The 18,989-nt window shown below is 43.3% G+C and carries 12 protein-coding genes; 11 read left to right on the plus strand and 1 reads right to left on the minus strand.

Annotation, left to right across the window (positions count from 1 at the left end):
- The first annotated feature begins 203 nt into the window (after positions 1–203).
- From AB4161_RS01065 to rmf, 11 genes are all read left to right on the plus strand, one after another.
- Positions 204–887, plus strand: a complete 684-nt coding sequence (locus AB4161_RS01065; RefSeq protein ID WP_372082585.1) for a hypothetical protein — start codon at positions 204–206, stop codon at positions 885–887.
- 218 nt (positions 888–1,105) lie between these two features.
- Positions 1,106–3,712: an aminopeptidase N gene (pepN, locus tag AB4161_RS01070; RefSeq protein WP_372082586.1), complete on the plus strand. Its 2,607-nt coding sequence runs from the start codon at positions 1,106–1,108 to the stop codon at positions 3,710–3,712.
- Between the two features lie 189 nt (positions 3,713–3,901).
- Complete coding sequence (locus AB4161_RS01075) at positions 3,902–4,120, plus strand: DUF2835 domain-containing protein (protein WP_081325156.1); 219 nt, start codon at positions 3,902–3,904, stop codon at positions 4,118–4,120.
- A 228-nt stretch (positions 4,121–4,348) separates the two neighbouring features.
- Entirely contained in the window at positions 4,349–9,190 is a 4,842-nt protein-coding gene (locus AB4161_RS01080; RefSeq protein ID WP_372082588.1) for an NAD-glutamate dehydrogenase, read from the plus strand.
- Between the two features lie 330 nt (positions 9,191–9,520).
- Positions 9,521–10,531 carry a quinone-dependent dihydroorotate dehydrogenase gene (pyrD, locus tag AB4161_RS01085; RefSeq protein ID WP_136974293.1) on the plus strand — a complete coding sequence of 337 codons (1,011 nt, stop codon included), beginning with the start codon at positions 9,521–9,523 and terminating at the stop codon, positions 10,529–10,531.
- 206 nt (positions 10,532–10,737) lie between these two features.
- Positions 10,738–11,286 carry a cell division protein ZapC gene (locus AB4161_RS01090; protein ID WP_372082590.1) on the plus strand — a complete coding sequence of 183 codons (549 nt, stop codon included), beginning with the start codon at positions 10,738–10,740 and terminating at the stop codon, positions 11,284–11,286.
- A 508-nt stretch (positions 11,287–11,794) separates the two neighbouring features.
- Positions 11,795–13,915, plus strand: coding sequence for a bifunctional 23S rRNA (guanine(2069)-N(7))-methyltransferase RlmK/23S rRNA (guanine(2445)-N(2))-methyltransferase RlmL (rlmKL, locus tag AB4161_RS01095; RefSeq protein ID WP_372082591.1), 2,121 nt, complete (start codon positions 11,795–11,797; stop codon positions 13,913–13,915).
- Between the two features lie 25 nt (positions 13,916–13,940).
- The gene (locus AB4161_RS01100) at positions 13,941–14,201 is read left to right on the plus strand and encodes a glutaredoxin family protein (protein WP_019823251.1); all 261 of its coding nucleotides are present in this window, start codon (positions 13,941–13,943) and stop codon (positions 14,199–14,201) included.
- On the plus strand, positions 14,179–16,095 hold the full coding sequence (locus tag AB4161_RS01105) for an ABC transporter ATP-binding protein (protein ID WP_017068914.1): 1,917 nt from the start codon (positions 14,179–14,181) through the stop codon (positions 16,093–16,095). Before AB4161_RS01100 ends, AB4161_RS01105 begins: the two co-directional genes overlap by 23 nt.
- Before the next feature lie 9 nt (positions 16,096–16,104).
- Positions 16,105–17,841, plus strand: coding sequence for a DUF3466 family protein (locus tag AB4161_RS01110; RefSeq protein ID WP_372082593.1), 1,737 nt, complete (start codon positions 16,105–16,107; stop codon positions 17,839–17,841).
- A gap of 161 nt (positions 17,842–18,002) precedes the next feature.
- Positions 18,003–18,176: a ribosome modulation factor gene (gene rmf / locus AB4161_RS01115; RefSeq protein ID WP_017059676.1), complete on the plus strand. Its 174-nt coding sequence runs from the start codon at positions 18,003–18,005 to the stop codon at positions 18,174–18,176.
- 252 nt (positions 18,177–18,428) lie between these two features.
- Here rmf and fabA read toward each other — a convergent pair whose 3' ends face one another.
- Positions 18,429–18,944, minus strand: coding sequence for a bifunctional 3-hydroxydecanoyl-ACP dehydratase/trans-2-decenoyl-ACP isomerase (gene fabA, locus AB4161_RS01120; protein ID WP_017059675.1), 516 nt, complete (start codon positions 18,942–18,944; stop codon positions 18,429–18,431).
- Positions 18,945–18,989 lie beyond the last annotated feature (45 nt).

Here is an 18,989-nt window from a genome sequence, read left to right on the forward strand (position 1 = left end):
CTCGCTTTTTAACTTGTTCCAGAACCACTGTTATTTGATTTTCGACTGTGAAGTGCACCGTAAAAATAACTAAACTTAAGTACTATTTTTCGAGTGATAATGACATTTAAGTTACTTCGCACTTAAAATTTAGTGACTTAGATCATATTTTTTCGCTTTCTATTCATTACGTGCCTAAGCTTAAAGAAAACGAGGGGACGCTTATGAAATGGATTCTACTATTTTTATCTTGTTTAAGTTTTGTGGCTTTTGGGAGTGAGGTCGCTTCGAGTAGCCAACAATCAAAAAGTGATAGTAATCTATCCCATTTTGACCTTCCTTTGCTGCTTGGCGATTGGTATTTGATGAACCCTGATCCTGAGCAAGGCACTGAAAACTTTAGAGCGATCAAGCTCACTCTTGATTCAAACTACTCATTCACTATCGATATCCAAAAGAAAGACTACAGTGTCGATCATTGGGAAGGTTTGTATAACGCCAATGAAGACACGATTATTTTGGGTTTGAATACCTCAGAACCTCAGGTTTACGCGTACAGCAGTAATCACAACATGCTGAATCTTAACGGTGTTATGTTCACCAAGGCCTTGCCAAATGCATTGGCGGGAATCTGGTCAAGTGCTGAACTGTCTGGAAGCGATTTACGTGCAAGTAACATTCAAAAAATGGATTTAGTGCTTCAACCAGATTTTATCTTCGTGTTCCGAGTGTCCGATGAAGAAGGCGGAGAAGTCATTCGTCGCGGTGTGTATTACACAGAAGGCGATCAACTAGTGTTACTTTATGAGAACGGTGAACACGGTACTCGATATACATTGAACAGCGATGTGTTAACGCTGCAAGGTGAAGATGGAGACATGTTTGCGGTGCTCAATCGCATCCGGTAATCGTGAGTTTTAGCAGTTAAGTCGTACTCGTTGATAATATTGTGCACAGTTCATTTCTTAGGCGTTCCTGTCTGATTTGATTGATAAAATAGCAAAACATAGAGGCATTTTCTTACAATGCCTCCTTTTTTTAATATTCCCCTTGTTTTATTGGCGCTCAACCTTTAGATATATACAGTTAAAAAATTATTACGTATAACGATCAAAAGGAACCCGTCATGGCACATAAACCTCAAGCCAAGTATCGTAAAGATTATCAATCACCATCTCACACGATTTCTGAAATCGATCTTACTTTCGATTTGTACGACTCAGCATCCATTGTTACGGCTGTTTCTAGTGTTAAGCAGGAGAAAGACAGCGCGACATTAGTACTTGATGGTGAAGGCTTGAAGTTGGTTTCTGTTTTGGTTGAAGGCAACGAATGGACTCAGTACGAGCAGTCTGAAACTCAACTTACGCTGAATGACCTTCCAAAAAAATTTACTCTAACCATCGTTACCGAAGTTAACCCTGAAGGGAACAGTGCACTTGAAGGCTTGTACAAGTCGGGTGGCGCATTCTGTACTCAGTGTGAAGCCGAAGGTTTCCGTCGTATTACTTACTACATGGATCGCCCAGATGTATTGGCAAAATTCACTACAACGGTAATCGCAGACAAAGCAGAGAACCCATTCTTATTAAGCAATGGTAACCGTGTAGATGAAGGTGAAGCTGAAAATGGTCGTCATTGGGTGAAGTGGCAAGACCCACATCCAAAACCAGCGTACTTGTTTGCTTTAGTAGCGGGTGACTTTGATGTACTTCGTGACGCATACACTACACAATCGGGTCGTAAAGTTGACCTAGAAATCTTTGTTGATAAAGGCAATCTAGACCGTGCGAGTCACGCGATGGTTTCTTTGATTAACTCAATGAAGTGGGACGAAGAACGTTTCAATCTTGAATACGACTTAGACATCTACATGATCGTAGCCGTTGATTTCTTCAACATGGGTGCGATGGAAAACAAAGGCTTGAACGTATTCAATTCGAAGTTCGTTCTAGCAAACGACCAAACTGCAACGGATACAGATTACCTAGGTATTGAAGCAGTAATCGGCCATGAATATTTCCACAACTGGACAGGTAACCGAGTGACGTGTCGCGATTGGTTCCAGTTAAGTCTGAAAGAAGGCTTAACGGTATTCCGTGACCAAGAATTCTCATCTGATCTTGGTTCTCGCGCAGTAAACCGTATTAACAATGTACGTATCATTCGCGGTCCACAATTTGCAGAAGATGCTAGCCCAATGTCTCATCCAATTCGTCCAGAAAAAGTGATAGAAATGAATAACTTCTATACTTTGACCGTGTACGAAAAGGGCAGTGAAGTGATCCGTATGATCCACACATTGTTGGGCGAAGATGGTTTCCAAAAAGGCATGAAGCTGTACTTCGAACGTCACGATGGTACGGCTGCAACATGTGAAGACTTCGTCGCGGCAATGGAAGATGCGTCGGGCGTTGACTTATCTCAGTTCCGCTTATGGTACAGCCAGTCTGGTACGCCGACGCTGTCTGTTGAAAGTAAGTACGACGCAGAGAAGAAACAGTACACGTTAACAACTCGCCAAGTAACAGCGCCAACTCATGAGCAAACGGAAAAGCAGGCTCTGCATATTCCTCTTGATATCGAGCTGTACACAGCTGCGGGTGAAGTTGTTGAGTTACAATGTAACGGTAAGCCAGTTCATAATGTATTAGATGTGAAAGAAGCAGAGCAAACGTTCGTGTTTGAAAACGTTTCTGAGCAACCGATCCCATCATTACTTCGTGAATTTTCTGCGCCAGTGAAATTGGAATATGACTACTCAGATGAAGAACTGATCTTCTTGATGGTGAATGCTCGCAATGAATTCTCTCGTTGGGATGCGGGTCAAATGCTATTAGCGAAGTACATCCGCAGTAACGTGGAGAAAGTTCAGCAGGGTCAAGCGTTTGAGCTTTCTGATTCTGTTGTTGATGCATTCCGTGGCGTACTGCTGAGTGATTCACTAGAGCCTGCGTTTATTGCAGAAATGCTTTCTCTACCAAGCCACAATGAAGTATCGGGTTGGTACGAGCGCGTTGATATTGATGCGGTCGCATCGGTTCTTAACTCAATGAAAGTCACACTAGCTGCAGAACTTGAAGACGAGTTAGCGGCGGTTTATCACAGCCACGCACTAACAGAATACACGGTCGATCACGATTCGATTGGTAAGCGTACTCTACGTAAAGTTTGCCTAAGTTACTTAGCACATACAGAGCAGGGTAATGACTTGGTTGTTGCGATGTACCAGCAAGCAAACAACATGACAGATACGATGGCAGCAATGGGCGCGGCAAACAGTGCACAACTACCATGTCGTGAAACCTTGATGGTGGATTACAGTGACAAGTGGAAACACGATGGTCTTGTTATGGATAAGTGGTTTGCATTGCAAGGTACAAACCCAAGTTCAAACGCACTTGAAGTGATCAAAGCGTCGATGTCGCACCAGGCGTTCAGTTTGAAGAACCCGAACCGTACCCGTAACTTGGTCGGTTCATTCTTAAACATGAACCCGGTTCAATTCCACGACAAGTCTGGTCAAGGCTATGCATTTGCAGGCGAGATCTTACGTGAACTGAACAGCAGCAACCCGCAAGTGGCTTCACGTCTGATTGATCCACTTCTTAAATTCCGTAAGTACGACGATGAACGCCAAGCTCTGATCAAAAAAGAACTAGAGACGTTAAAGAACATGGACAACCTAGCAAAAGACTTGTTTGAGAAAGTGACGAAAGCACTAGAGGCTTAAGTCAGCGCGCATTCAGGTAACTGTTTGCTACAACGAAAGGTCATCAGTGGTAGAGAATATCTGCCACTGATTTTTTGTTTCTGGTTCATCGAATTTTCGATAAGCTAGAGCAGCTTCAAGTTCAGTTTCACCGTCAGACATCTAAAAGTGCCAAAAAACACTGGCACTGTATATTTATACAGGTATCGTATGAATCGCTATATTTTCCAACTTAACATCTCATATCAGCAGTTTTTGGCCAGCTATTCTGGTACGGCAAGTAAAGTTCAAGTGATAACAACAACAGGTTTACGCTTACAGTTACCCGCAACTCGATTCAGACCATTTCTTACACAAATAGGGGTTAGAGGGCAGTTTAGGCTGACAACTGACCAAAAAAATAAGTTTATTAAGTTAGAAGCTCTGTAAACCTTGGCATGCCTAGTGAGTTAAAAGGAATCTTAATCACATAATCAAACATTTCACCTCTTACCACCTCCAAAACAATTAACTATTTTTCAATAATGCTTTTACAATAAATGAATGCATTACCTTTGCTTAACTCGTTAGTAGAAAAGAGCTCAACGGCACGTTTCAAACACCAGATTAAGTGATCCCCCTAATAATAAAATATAATTCTAATTGTGGAGTGTGACTATGACCGCACGTGAAACTGTGGTTCCAGTTTTACTTGAAAAAGTTTACAAGCTGATTCAAGACAAACTTGACCTTGCTCATCGACCTCTCGTAACTCAACTTGCTCAACACTTGTTTAGTAACGTTTCTCACGACGATCTAACTCAGAGAAACGAATCCGATTTATACGGTGCTGTAGTTAGCTTATGGCATCACATCAATGAAAAGAAAGCCGACGAAATCTCTGTACGCGTTTTCAACCCGACGGTAAGTCGTCAAGGTTGGCAGTCTACTCATACTATCGTTGAGATAGTCGTTCCAGACAGCCCATTCCTTGTTGATTCCGTAAAAATGGCATTGACTCGCCTAGACCTTTCTTCTCACCTTATGCTTCATAACCCAACACAAATCTCTCGCTCAGATAAGGGCAGTGTTATCGGTGTAAGCAATAACGAAGGTGCATTCCAATCGCTTTTCCATATTGAGGTTGACCGTCTTAGCAGTAAAGCTGAAATGACAGCTCTTAAAACGGAGCTACTGGATATCTTTACCGATACTAGCTTAGTTGTGAACGATTGGTTGAAGATGGTAGAACGACTTGAAGAAGTAACCAATCAAGTAGAAAAGCAGAAAGAGAGCATTCCTGTAGATGGCCAACGTTTTGATGAAACGTTGGCGTTTCTTCGTTGGTTAGGTGAACACAACTTTACATTCATGGGTTATAAGGAATATGACCTAGTTTCAGTTAACGGCGACACTGAACTGCAACCGACCAAGGAGCAAGGTCTTGGTTTGTTTGCGAACTCAGATCGTGTACGTAACGTTAAGCTATCTGAGTTTTCTGATTCGGCACGTCTTGAAGCGAAAAAGCCTTATGTGCTTATCGTAACCAAGGGCAACACGGCTTCACGCATTCACCGCCCAGCTTACAACGATTACATTGGTATTAAGAAGTTCGATAAGAACGGTAAGGTCATTGGTGAGCACCGCTTTACTGGTCTTTACACATCTGCCGTTTATAACCAAACCGTTGAAACGATTCCTCTTGTTCGCGAGAAAGTAGAACGTATTTTGGATGCGAGTGGTTACCGTGAAGGTTCATACTCTTACAAAGCGCTGCACAACATTCTTGAAAACTACCCACGTGATGAACTGCTGCAAGCTCGAGAAGAAGAGCTACTAGAAGTCGGTACGGGTGTAGTACAAATGCAAGATCGCGATCTCCTGCGTTTGTTTGTTCGCAAAGACCCGTTTGGTCGTTTCTTTAGCTGCATGGTTTACGTAACAAAAGATCGTTACAACACTGAGCTTCGTCGCCAAACACAGCGCATCTTGAAACAGTACTTTGGTTGTGAAGAAGAGGTTGAATTTACAACGTACTTCTCTGAAAGCCCGCTAGCAAGAACGCACTATATTGTTCGTGTTGATAACAACAACATGGATGTGGACGTGAAAACAATTGAGCAAAATTTAATGGAAGTATCGTCTACGTGGGATGACCGTCTGTCTGAATCTATCATTGCAAACTTCGGTGAAAGCAAAGGTCTTCCATTGTCGAAAGAGTACATGCGTGCATTCCCACGTTCGTACAAAGAAGACATGATGCCAGGTTCTGCTGTTGCCGACATTGAACGTTTAGAAGCGCTAAGTGAAGACAACAAACTGGGTATGCTTTTCTACCGTCCTCAAGAAGAAGCGGCAGATTCAAAAGCCGTTCGTTTGAAGTTGTTCTATCACAGCGATGAGCCAATTCACCTTTCTGATGTTATGCCAATGCTTGAAAACTTTGGCCTACGCGTTATCGGTGAATCTCCATATGAAGTGCGTAAAACCAACGGTGTGACCTATTGGATCCTTGATTTCTCTATGCTGCACAAGAGCGATAAGACCATTGATCTTCGTGAAGCTCGCGATCTTTTCCAACAAGCCTTTGCGGCAATCTGGGCGGGTGAGTTAGACAGCGATGGTTTCAACCGCTTAGTACTTGGCGCTGGTCTTTCTGGCCGTGAAATCTCAATCTTACGTGCTTATGCTCGTTACATGCGTCAAGTTGGTTTCCCATTCAGCCAACAATACATTGAAGACACATTGTCTCATTACCCAGAATTAGCGAAAGGGCTAGTGAGCCTATTCGGCAAGCGTTTTGACCCGAAACTGAAGGGCAGCGTAAAAGGCCAACAAGATCTTATTAAGAAGATCACTGAACAGTTGGATCATGTAGAAAGCTTGGATGATGATCGTATCATTCGTCGCTACATGGAAATGATCACTGCAACGCTTCGTACTAACTACTACCAAGTAGACGAGAATAAGCAGTCTAAACCTTGGTTGGCTCTGAAAATGAGACCAAGCGAGATTCCAGATATCCCTGCGCCGGTTCCTGCGTTTGAGATCTTCGTTTACGCACCAGACATTGAAGGTGTGCATTTACGTGGCGGTAAAGTAGCACGCGGTGGTTTACGTTGGTCAGACCGTCAAGAGGACTTCCGTACTGAGATTCTAGGCCTAGTTAAAGCGCAACAAGTTAAGAACACGGTTATCGTACCGGTTGGTGCTAAAGGTGGTTTCGTTTGTAAGCGTCAACACATGATGTCTGGCCGAGACGAGATCTTTGCTGAAGGTCAACGTTGTTACAAGCGCTTCATCCGTGCATTGCTAGACGTTTCAGACAACATCATTGAAGGTGAGGTTATCCCACCTAAGAGCGTTGTTCGTCACGATGAAGATGACCCATACTTGGTTGTTGCAGCCGATAAAGGCACCGCGACATTCTCAGATCTAGCGAACTCAGTAGCTGAAGAGTACAACTTCTGGCTAGGTGATGCGTTTGCATCGGGTGGCTCTAACGGTTACGACCACAAAGCCATGGGTATCACGGCGAAAGGTGGCTGGGAATCGGTTAAACGTCACTTCCGCGAAATGGGTATTAACTGTCAAAGCACAGACTTCACTGCCATTGGTGTGGGTGATATGGCGGGTGACGTATTTGGTAACGGTATGCTGCTATCTAAGCACATTCGCTTGCAAGCTGCGTTTAACCACATGCACATCTTCATTGACCCGAATCCAGAATCAGCATCAAGCTGGGTAGAGCGTGACCGTCTGTTTAATCTGCCTCGTTCAAGTTGGGAAGATTACAATAAAGACCTGATTTCTCAAGGTGGTGGCATCTTCTCTCGCCGAGCGAAGTCTATCTCTTTGACACCTGAAATTCAGAAAATGCTGGGTACCAAGAAAGCATCAATGGCACCAAACGACTTGATCAAAGCGATCTTGTCTATGAAAGTTGATCTACTTTGGAACGGCGGTATTGGTACTTACGTTAAGTCTTCTAGTGAGACTCATACCGATGTGGGTGACCGTGCAAATGACGTGCTACGTATCGATGGCCGTGACCTGAAAGCTAAGGTTGTTGGTGAAGGCGGTAACTTGGGTATGACTCAATTGGGTCGTATTGAATACGCTCTAACGGGCGGTCGAGTTAATACTGACTTTGTCGATAACGTTGGTGGTGTAGATTGCTCGGATAACGAAGTTAACATTAAGATCTTCTTGAATGGCTTGGTGTCTAATGGTGATCTTACCGTTAAGCAACGTAACCAAGTTCTTGAATCTATGGAAGATGAAGTAGGTGAAATCGTACTAGACGACGCTTACTGCCAAGCTGAGTCTATCTCTGTTACTGAGCATCAAGGTGTAGGCTTAGTGAAAGAGCAAATCCGCTTTATCCACACAATGGAAAAAGCCGGGTACTTAGACCGTGGTTTGGAATACATCCCAGATGACGAAACGCTGCTAGAACGTGAGAAGCAGGGCCAAGCACTAACAAGACCAGAGCTATCAGTATTGATCGCTTACGGTAAAATGGTTCTAAAAGAAGATCTTGTGAGTGATGACATTGCGAATGATGAGTTCCATACTCAACAACTGATGCAATACTTCCCAACAGAGTTACGCCGTAACTACTCTCAGCACATGGATAACCATCCACTTCGTGCAGAGATCATTGCGACTGCGCTTGCTAACCAAATGGTTAACGAGATGGGCTGTAACTTCGTGACTCGCTTGCAAGAAGAGACGGGCGCGAACATTGTTGATATTGCGAATGCTTACGCGGCATCACGTGAAATCTACGGCCTGGGTAAGGTATTGAAGAGCATCCGTGAACTGGACAACATCTCAAGTTCTGAAGCTCAATACGAATTGCTTTACCATGTACGTCGTACGCTTCGTCGTCTAGCACGCTGGTTGCTAAGAAACCGTACCGGTAAACAGTCAGTGAATGCATTGATTGAGCTTTACCAAGGTGATGTCGTCGCAATTACTGAGAAGCTGGATGAAAACCTAGTGGCTTCAGAAGTAGAAGAGCATCAAGCAATGGCTCAAGTATGGATTGACCAAGGTGTAAACGCTGAGCTGGCTAATTCAGTGGCTCGTTTGTCTAGCCTGTACTCAGCACTGGATATATCTACAGTGGCTCGTGAAACGGGTAAAACAGTACAGCAAGCGTCTAAGCTTTACTTCAACCTAGGCGACCGTTTGTCACTGCACTGGTTCTTGAAGCAAATCAATGGCCAAGCTATAGACAACAACTGGCAAGCACTGGCGCGTGCAGCATTCAGAGAAGATCTGGATTGGCAGCAACGCCAGTTAACTGGTCAAGTACTTAACTGTGGTTGTGCTTCAGATATCGATGTGATTAAAGCGCTTGATGACTGGATGGAAAGTAACTCTGTTTCTCTACATCGTTGGGAAAGCATCCTAAACGAATTCAAAGTAGGTTCTGTTCATGAGTTTGCTAAGTTCTCAGTAGCATTGCGTGAATTGATGCTGTTGAATCTAAACTGCATGTCAAAAGACTAGTTACTAGATAAGACGAAAAAGTATAAGGGCAGGCCACAAGGTCTGCCTTTTTCGTTTCGGTAAAGTGGAAACAATAGGCCTAACGACTTTTGAAGAACAAACTTCGACGCAAACGTTGTTTGTTGTTAAGTGACCTGATGGCTGTACTAAGGTTGAGATTAGAAATGGCTTAATAACTTGAAGAAACGATAACGTTTGCTTAATAATGAACCTCATTCGTTAGCAAACTCGATTATCTTACCCTTACAGTCAGTAATAGATTGAATAGTTGAGTAAATAAGTAAATAATATCGCCCCGTTTACACGGGGCTTTTTTCTATCGGAGGCACAATGCTTTACCGTCTAGCCAGAACTGGCTTTTTCCAACTTGATGCCGAAAAGGCACATGATCTTGCAATTCAAAATTTCAAACGCTTCACTGGCACACCTATTGATCTTTTGTATCGCCAACAATTACCTCATCGACCTGTAGAGTGCATGGGTCTTACTTTTAAAAACCCAGTTGGCCTTGCTGCCGGTCTAGATAAAAACGGCGAATGTATTGATGCATTTGGCGCGATGGGTTTTGGTTTTGTAGAAGTAGGGACTGTTACTCCGCGTCCGCAAGCGGGTAACGACAAACCTCGTTTGTTCCGTCTTGTTGAAGCTGAAGGCATCATCAACCGCATGGGTTTTAATAACCTAGGCGTTGATAACCTTGTTGAGAATGTTAAGAAGTCGAACTATGACGGCATCTTAGGCATCAACATCGGTAAGAACAAAGACACACCAATTGAAAAGGGCGCTGAAGATTACTTGATCTGTATGGAGAAGGTATATCAATACGCTGGTTACATTGCTGTGAACATCTCTTCACCAAACACTCCAGGACTTCGTTCTCTGCAATATGGCGAAGCACTAGACGATCTATTGTCTGAACTGAAAACGAAACAAACTGAACTGGAAGAGAAGCATGGTAAATATGTTCCTCTTGCTCTTAAGATTGCTCCGGATCTAAGTGACGATGAAATCAGCCAAATTTGTGAATCATTGATCAAAAATAAGATCGATGGTGTGATCGCAACAAACACGACATTGGATCGTTCAATCGTTGAAGGCATGAAGCATTGCGACGAAGCGGGTGGTCTAAGTGGACGTCCAGTTCAATCTCGCAGTACTGAAGTTGTTCGTAAACTTTATCAAGAGCTTGGTGACCAACTGCCGATCATCGGGGTAGGTGGTGTTGATTCGTATGTTGCTGCAAAAGAGAAAATGATGGCAGGCGCTAAGCTTGTACAAGTTTACTCTGGTTTCATTTACAAAGGTCCAGGCCTTGTAGGTGACATCGTTAAAAATCTTTAAACGGCAAGACGCTTTTATTTCTGAAAAGCGACAATCTGGCATCGTCTTAATAAAAGAGACACTGTAACTCACTGAGTTGTAGAGAAAAGCGACAAGAAAGAGGAATTCATTTCCTCTTTTTTTTTGCCTATTGCTCAGTAAAATTACTGTAATTGAAGGTAATTTTGCGTTTTACCTAATGGAATGGTTCAACAGTGTGAGACGAAATGATGCTTAAACCTAGCGATACATGGAGTTGGTATTACGATGAGCAGCAATGTTCATTAATGCTAAACCTCGGAGAGGATATGATTTTCAAAACGAATCTGGTCCGCAATAAGCTGGTGGACTGCGCGTTTCGAGATAATGAATTCACCGTTGATGACGCATCTTCATACCAAACCTTCAAAGAACAAATTTCTGGCTTAGAACTGTCTGAGCCTCGTCAAGCTGAATTAGCACTCTATTGTGTGGCAGCAAAGCGTTTCCATAAGCCTGTACAGCCTAAGAGTTGGTTCTTCGACTCACAAGGTACTGGCCATGAATATCCTCAAGAAGGGGATATTGTACAAATGAATAACGAGCATAGCTTAGGGTATTTCATTGTATTAGAAGTGGGAGAGTGTGCGAGCCTATGTGCATTTGTTGACCTAGAAGAGTTCCTGTTAATGCCTTCAAAAGGGTTACGCTTTGGCGACTCGATTAAGGTCATGCACGATAGAATGATAGACGCGAACGCTATTCTTCATCAAACGCACATTGCGATGGTTGGTTAGCCTTCAGTCTAGTCCATCATTTCTCACACACATCGCAACGCACCAACCTGTCAAATCTTCCCCCAAATCGGCTCATTAGCCGATTTTTTTGTGCCTAAAAAACCTCACCCTGATAAATACATCACTGCTTAACCATTTAAATAGTGAACTTACGACTATTTTTTCACCTTAATTTCTGCCTGTTTTTATCTCCAGAAGTGTAATTTACCCATCTTTATTCCCTGTTTATGTCCTTTTGTAGCTAACTTTCACGCTAAATTCACGCTTGGTATATACCAATTTTAGGGTGAATATAAATTCACATTGTCGCTTTGGTCGGTATTTGGTCCTGAATCGTGTTGGTTTGATAAGTCTTATGTTCTAAGGGGATGTGGGTAAGCGATCGCTTCAACACTGCGCGTTTGCTAGCCAGTTAGAAGAAAGATTCAATGAAAAGACGAGTTTAGTGTGATGCTCTAGTAACAAATTCAGGTATAATCGAGCTCATTTTTATCAATAAAAGAACACTATGAATCAATATCTAGCGGTTACCTCAAATGGCCTTGAGAATTTATTAGTTGAAGAACTAACCCAACTAGGGATTACAAACGCAAAACCTGTTCAAGCAGGTGTTAAATTCAAAGCCACCAATGAGCAAATTTATCGTTGTTGTTTGTGGAGCCGTTTGGCTTCTCGATTTGTACGTGTCCTTTCTGAATTCACTTGTATGGACGACATGGATTTGTACCTATCAACCACTGCGGTTAACTGGGTAAATCAATTCCATAGCTCTAAGCGTTTTGTTGTTGACTTCAATGGTACGAACAACGAAATCCGCAATAGCCAATACGGTGCGATGAAAGTAAAAGATGCCGTTGTTGATTGCTTCGAGAAGAAGTCTCTGCCTCGTCCTTCTATCAGCAAAGAGAACCCAGACATTCGAATTCACGTTCGTCTACACCGTGATAAAGCGATTCTTGGTGTTGATATGGTGGGCAGCGGTCTTCACCAACGTGGTTACCGTCCAGAATCAGGTCGCGCACCTCTGCGTGAGACACTTGCTGCAGCGATTCTTCTTCGTAGTGGTTGGGATGCGACTAAGCCTTTCCTAGATCCTATGTGTGGTTCAGGTACGTTAGTGATTGAAGCGGCAATGATGGCTGCAAACCTAGCACCGGGTGTTAAACGTCAGAAGTGGTGTTTTGAATCACTAGAAGATTTCGAGCCTGAGCTTTGGGCTGAAGTTAAAGCAGAAGCGAACGTCCAAGGCCGTCGTGGCGTTAAGAAAGTAGAATGTAAGTTCTATGGTTACGACAACGATGAGCGCATGATCAAAACAGCGCGCGATAATGCTCGCCGTGCTGGTGTAGAAGATTTGATTGAATTCGAAGTAGGTGATGCAGCAAAACTTAAACGCCCTACGGAATTTACGGATGGTGTGATTGTGTCTAACCCACCTTATGGTGAGCGTTTAGGGACAGAGCCTGGTCTTATTGCACTTTACACCGCATTCGGTGCACAGCTTAAAGCTGAATTTGGTGGCTGTAACGCATCTATCTTCTCTAGCTCAGACGAGCTACTAAGCTGCTTACGCATGCGTGCAGATAAACAGTTCAAGTTGAACAACGGTGCGTTACCGTGTCACCAAAAGAACTACTCAATTTCAGATCGTCCGATGTCAGAGCGTCCATCAGGCGAGCAAGAACAATTGATTGCACCTGATTTCGCGAACCGTCTTAAAAAGAACATCGGTAAAATTGGCAAGTGGGCTAAGAAAGAGCAATTAGATTGCTACCGTATCTACGACGCTGACCTACCAGAATACAATGTAGCGATTGATGTATACCCAGGTCACCTTGTGATTCAAGAATACGCAGCGCCTAAAGATGTACCGGAAGAGAAGGCAAAACGTCGCTTAACCGATATCATCCGTGCTTCTATTCAAGTAACAGGCGTAGAAGCAAACAACGTTGTGCTTAAAGTTCGTCAGAAACAGAAAGGCCGTTCTCAATACCAGAAATTGGCTCAAGACTCATCGAACTTAGAAGTGAACGAGTATGGCGTTAAGCTGATTGTTAATCTTCATGATTACCTAGATACCGGGTTGTTCCTAGATCATAAGATCACTCGTCGTCGTATCGGTGAGATGGCCGCAGGTAAGGATTTCCTAAACTTGTTTGCTTATACAGGAAGTGCATCTGTTCATGCTGCTGTGGGTGGTGCTCGTTCTACAACTACTGTTGATATGTCTAATACCTACCTAGAGTGGGCGAAAGAGAACATGGAGCTTAACGGTCGTGTTGGTCGTCAACATCAGTTTGTTCAAGCTGACTGTCTACAATGGCTAGCTAAAGAGCAGGGTTCTTATGATCTGATCTTTATCGATCCACCTACGTTCTCTAACTCAAAGCGTATGGATCAATCTTTCGATGTTCAACGTGATCACATTCAGCTGATGGAAAACCTTAAACGTCTTCTTCGTGAAGAAGGCACGATTGTGTTCTCTAACAACAAGCGTCACTTCAAAATGGACTTGGAAGCTCTAGATGAGTTAGGTCTTAAGGCTCAGAATATCTCAGCGAAGACACTTCCATTGGACTTCTCTCGCAATAAGCACATTCATAACTGCTGGTTGATTACACATAAGTAGTTAAGAGATCGTATAAGGATATAGAGTGCTGACTCTCTACAGTACAGAAGGGTGCCATCTATGTGAGATGGCATTCCAACTCACGGAACAGTTAAACATTAGCCATCACGTCAACGTTGTTGACATTGCATTTGATGATGAGCTCTTTTCCCGTTACGGGGTCACTATTCCGGTGCTCAAATTTGAAAGCTCTGACCTTTCTCAAAGCTCAGAGCTTAACTGGCCATTTGGCTTGTTAGAACTTAATGATTGGTTAAAGAAGAATGGCATTACTTACAATTCATAATGGGCAATTAGCGTTTGGTGATCACCCATTATTAGATCGTGCGGACTTCGTGCTGCAAGAAAACGAACGTGTATGTTTAGTAGGGCGCAATGGCGCTGGTAAGTCGACATTGATGAAAATCCTATCTGGAAACATCATCATGGACGACGGTAAGATGCAAATCACGCAAGATGTGGTTGTGTCTCGTTTAGAACAAGATCCACCGCGTAATGAACAAGGTACAGTTTATGACTATGTTGCTGGTGGCCTTGCTGAAATCGGTGAACAGCTGAAGATCTATCATGATCTTCTGGATCTCATCGCGACAGACCCAAGTGAAAAGAATCTAAACCGCCTTACTCGCGTTCAAGAACAACTGGATCATGCTAATGCATGGCGTTTTGAAGATCGTGTAAGTAACGTATTGGCAGCACTTAAGCTGACTGCTGAAACCAAACTGACAGATTTGTCTGGTGGTTGGCAACGTAAAGCGGCACTTGCTCGTGCGCTTGTATGTGACCCTGACGTGCTTCTACTCGACGAACCGACTAACCACTTGGATGTTGCAACCATTGAATGGTTAGAGGGCTTCCTGAAAGACTTCCGCGGTTCAATCATCTTTATCTCGCATGACCGTGCGTTCATTAAATCGATGGCAACACGTATTGTCGATCTTGATCGCGGTAAATTGAGCTCTTTCCCGGGCGATTACGAAAATTACCTTGTTGAGAAAGAAGAGGCGCTTCGTGTTGAAGAAATGCAAAACGCTGAATTCGATAAGAAGCTTGCTCAAGAGGAAGTTTGGATTCGTCAGGGTATTAAAGCTCGTCGTACTCGTAACGAAGGCCGTGTTCGTGCGCTTAAGAAGCTACGTGAAGAACGTTTGAACCGTCGTGAAGTGCAGGGCAAAGCGATTATCCAAATCGACGATGGCCAGCGTTCAGGCAAGATTGTATTTGAAGCTGAGAATCTTAACTTTGGCTTTGAAGGCAAAGAAATTGTTAAGGACTTCAGCTTCAACATCATGCGTGGCGATCGTATCGCTCTGATTGGTCCTAACGGTTGTGGTAAGAGTACGGTACTTAAGCTGCTTCTTGACCAGCTTAAGCCTGATTCAGGTCGTTTGCATTGTGGTACTAAGCTTGAAGTCGCTTACTTTGACCAATACCGCGAAATTCTAGACCCTGAGAAGTCTGTAATTGATAACCTCGCGGATGGTAAGCAAGAAGTGACCGTAGGTGGCCGTGAGCGTCATGCTCTAAGCTACTTACAAGATTTCTTATTCTCTCCAAAACGTGCTCGCACTCCTGTTAAAGCACTATCTGGTGGTGAGAAAAACCGTCTGTTATTGGCGCGTATTTTCCTTAAGTCGAACAACTTGTTGATTCTCGATGAGCCAACCAACGATCTAGATATCGAAACTTTGGAACTTTTAGAAGATTTGCTTGCCAACTATCAGGGTACGCTGCTTTTAGTGAGTCACGATCGTCAGTTTGTTGATAACACAGTGATGACAAGTTGGATCTTTGAGGGTAATGGCGTTATTGAAGAATTTGTTGGTGGTTACCACGATGCTCAGCAGCAAAGAAAGCAAGCATTAGAGTACCGACAGGTTGAAAAGCCATCAAAGCCTGAGAAAGTAGTTGAGGAAACTCCCAAAACTGCGCCAGTTAAGGCTAAACCTAAGAAGTTATCGTATAAGCTACAACGAGAACTAGAAGCGCTACCAATGCGTTTAGAAGAATTGGAAACTCAAATTGAAACTCTTCAGGAAGAAGTCAACGATCCAAGCTTCTTTTCAAAATCTGTAGAGCAGACACAACCAGTATTAGATAAGCTATCTGCAGCAGAGCAGGAGCTTGAAGTTGCTTTTGAGCGCTGGGAAGAGCTCGAGGCACTACAACAGGAAAGTTAAGAAGTAATAATGACTTGTACTAAATTTAAATTAACAACAGTTGCAGCATTAGTTTTTGCTGCAACTAATGCCAATGCTGCGCTTTACAAGGTCGTTGAAGTCACTCCTTCAATTACAGGTGCCTCTGAAATCTATGGTGTGGCGATTCAACCTGGTGTTGCGACAGACGGAACGAATGAGCTTGCGTTAGGTTGCTTCGATTCAGCTGCAACCAACTGTACCGATAGTGCATTTAAACTTGCTGGTGAGACTCGCGATACGCTTGAAGCGGTAAGTTATCGTGAAGAAGTACCATTCGCAATGGATGCACCATTTCAGTACATTCAAGAGCGTGATGATTTCGAAAACTATTGTTATCGAGAGCTGAGATATTCTACATGTGAAAGTTGGGCTGAAAACCGTTGGAATGACACTTGGAGTAAGGAAAGAAATGACCTTACTCATGTCAATGCGAAAGCCTTTGTTGAAGGTGGCGAAACCTTTGATAGCCGCAATACGGTAATTAACTCGCTTTATATAAACGATGCCGATGAAGTTGAGCCTTTGGGGGTTAAATCTGAAGGTGGTATTCGTAATAACGCGATGTTCACAACTACACCAAATGGGCCAACAGGCACTTCGGAAACTCGTGCATGGCACGCTATCAAAGCAAGTAACGACAAAGTTTACAATGTAGGTAGTGTATCTACGGAAGGAGCTAAAACGGATACGTCAGATACAACGTTTAGTTCAAAGGCGGCTATTTGGGATGGCACAATAACGAAAGAGATCGACTGGATTAGATCTGGTAACGCTCAACAGGGCGATTATTTTGCCCAAGGCAGCATGCGTTCAATTGTTGAATCGGACTCTCTTTTTTATGGTGTAGGCTATAATACTGCTGATGGAAACGGCGATCTACAAGATATGAATGCAAGTGTCTTTGTGAGTACTTCACTCGATCTCGCTACGGCAACGTGGACAACTACACAAATTAGCGGTGCAGAGGTTAAGTCTGGTTCATCTAACGATGATGCTAGATACAGTAACTCAGTAGCAACCGATATTAACGACAACTTGTTTGCAGTTGGATATTCAAAACGTAACGGTTATGTTCCTGAAAATGGTAGTGCCGGTAATAAGCCTTTTATTGTAACGGATGCTAAAAACCCAACAGCAACGTATTTGTCTGGCGGTATCTTCTTCAGTGGCTCAAGCGGTGAAGCTAAAGCGGTAAATAATTACAATGAACTTGTTGGCCAGATCGATGCGGAAACGACGCGTGAAGTCGATGGCAGCGAAAGAAGACATAGAGGCTTTATTTACCCTTACGATCTCCCGTCTTCAACTGATGAACGCCGTGTTGATATTTTTGGTGGTAAAGCATGGTGGTTAGATGACTTAACAAATGATGGTGATGCGTCTAGTCACAATAACCAATTTAGAATCATTGATGCGACGGATATCAATGATGCTGGCGTGATTTCAGCAACGGCTATCAAATGTACAGTCGACGGTAATGATAAGCCTTATGACACAACATCACACAACTCATACTGTGGTGGTGCCTCATCTAACGCAGTCGAAAAGGTTGTAGCTGTTAAGCTTATCCCAATCAAGGGAGCAAGGTATGACACTGGCTCTGACATTGATAGCGTAGTAACTCGTAGCACCGACACCGAGAAAGTTGAGCGCCAAGGTGGTAGCCTAGGTTGGTTAACTTTGACTGTGCTTGGTCTATTAGGGTTCCGCAGAAAATTTAAATAATTTTATCTCTTGAGCCCGAGTTCACAATTCTGAACTCGGGCTTTTTTTCGCCTTGAGAAAAGTGAAAATTTGACCGATTCTTAAAGTTGGAGTCACAAAAACTCCGTAAAGTTGTAATCATTGTATGTTAGTAAATGGAACACCCGTATGAGGACTGCACTATGAAGAGACAAAAGCGTGATCGACTAGAACGAGCACAATCTCAAGGCTACAAGGCTGGTTTAAATGGACGGTCGCAAGAAGCTTGCCCATATAGCCAAATGGATTCTCGGTCTTATTGGTTAGGTGGATGGCGTGACGCCAAAGATGACAAGCAATCAGGTCTCTATAAGTAGATAGGGCGTAAAGAATTCAAGGTCAGGGCTCCATTGTCTGTTGATTACAACGGCTGGAGCCTTGTTAGTTTCAGACGAGTGATAAGCTCCCCAGAGCTATAAAGTATTATAGTTTCGCTATCATAAGCGTATCGCTGGTGGATTTATCCTGTTTCAAGCTTAATACGGGATACTTTAATGCACTATAACTAAATTTATTGGAACGAAAATAAAGCAGCCATGGGCTGCTTTACTAAAAATCTAACTATTAGATTAGAATGCTGACGTATCTTGGAAAAGGCCAACTTTCAAATCTTTAGCAACGTAGATCTCTTTACCATCAACAAGTACGCGACCATCCGCAAGGCCCATAACTAGACGACGGTTAACAACACGCTTCATGTGGATCTCGTAAGTTACTTTTTTCGCTGTAGGCAGAATTTGACCAGTGAATTTCACTTCGCCAACCCCTAGAGCACGACCTTTACCTTCGCCGCCAACCCAACCAAGGTAGAAACCAACCAGCTGCCACATTGCGTCAAGGCCTAGACAACCAGGCATTACAGGGTCACCTGGGAAGTGACAATCGAAGAACCATAGGTCAGGAGTAATATCCAGCTCAGCAAGAACTAAACCTTTACCGTAATCACCTTCAGTTTCAGACATCTTAGTGATGCGATCCATCATTAGCATGTTCGGTGCTGGTAGTTGAGGGCCTTGTGGCCATAGTTCGCCTTGGCTTGATGCTAGAAGCTCTTCGCGAGTGTAAGAATCACGTTTGTTTTGCATTATCAATTACTCCGATTTTTGATAGGTGCATATTAGTGAACAGGT

The organism is Vibrio sp. 10N.286.51.E5 (assembly GCF_041469125.1).
Lineage (GTDB): Bacteria > Pseudomonadota > Gammaproteobacteria > Enterobacterales > Vibrionaceae > Vibrio > Vibrio crassostreae_C.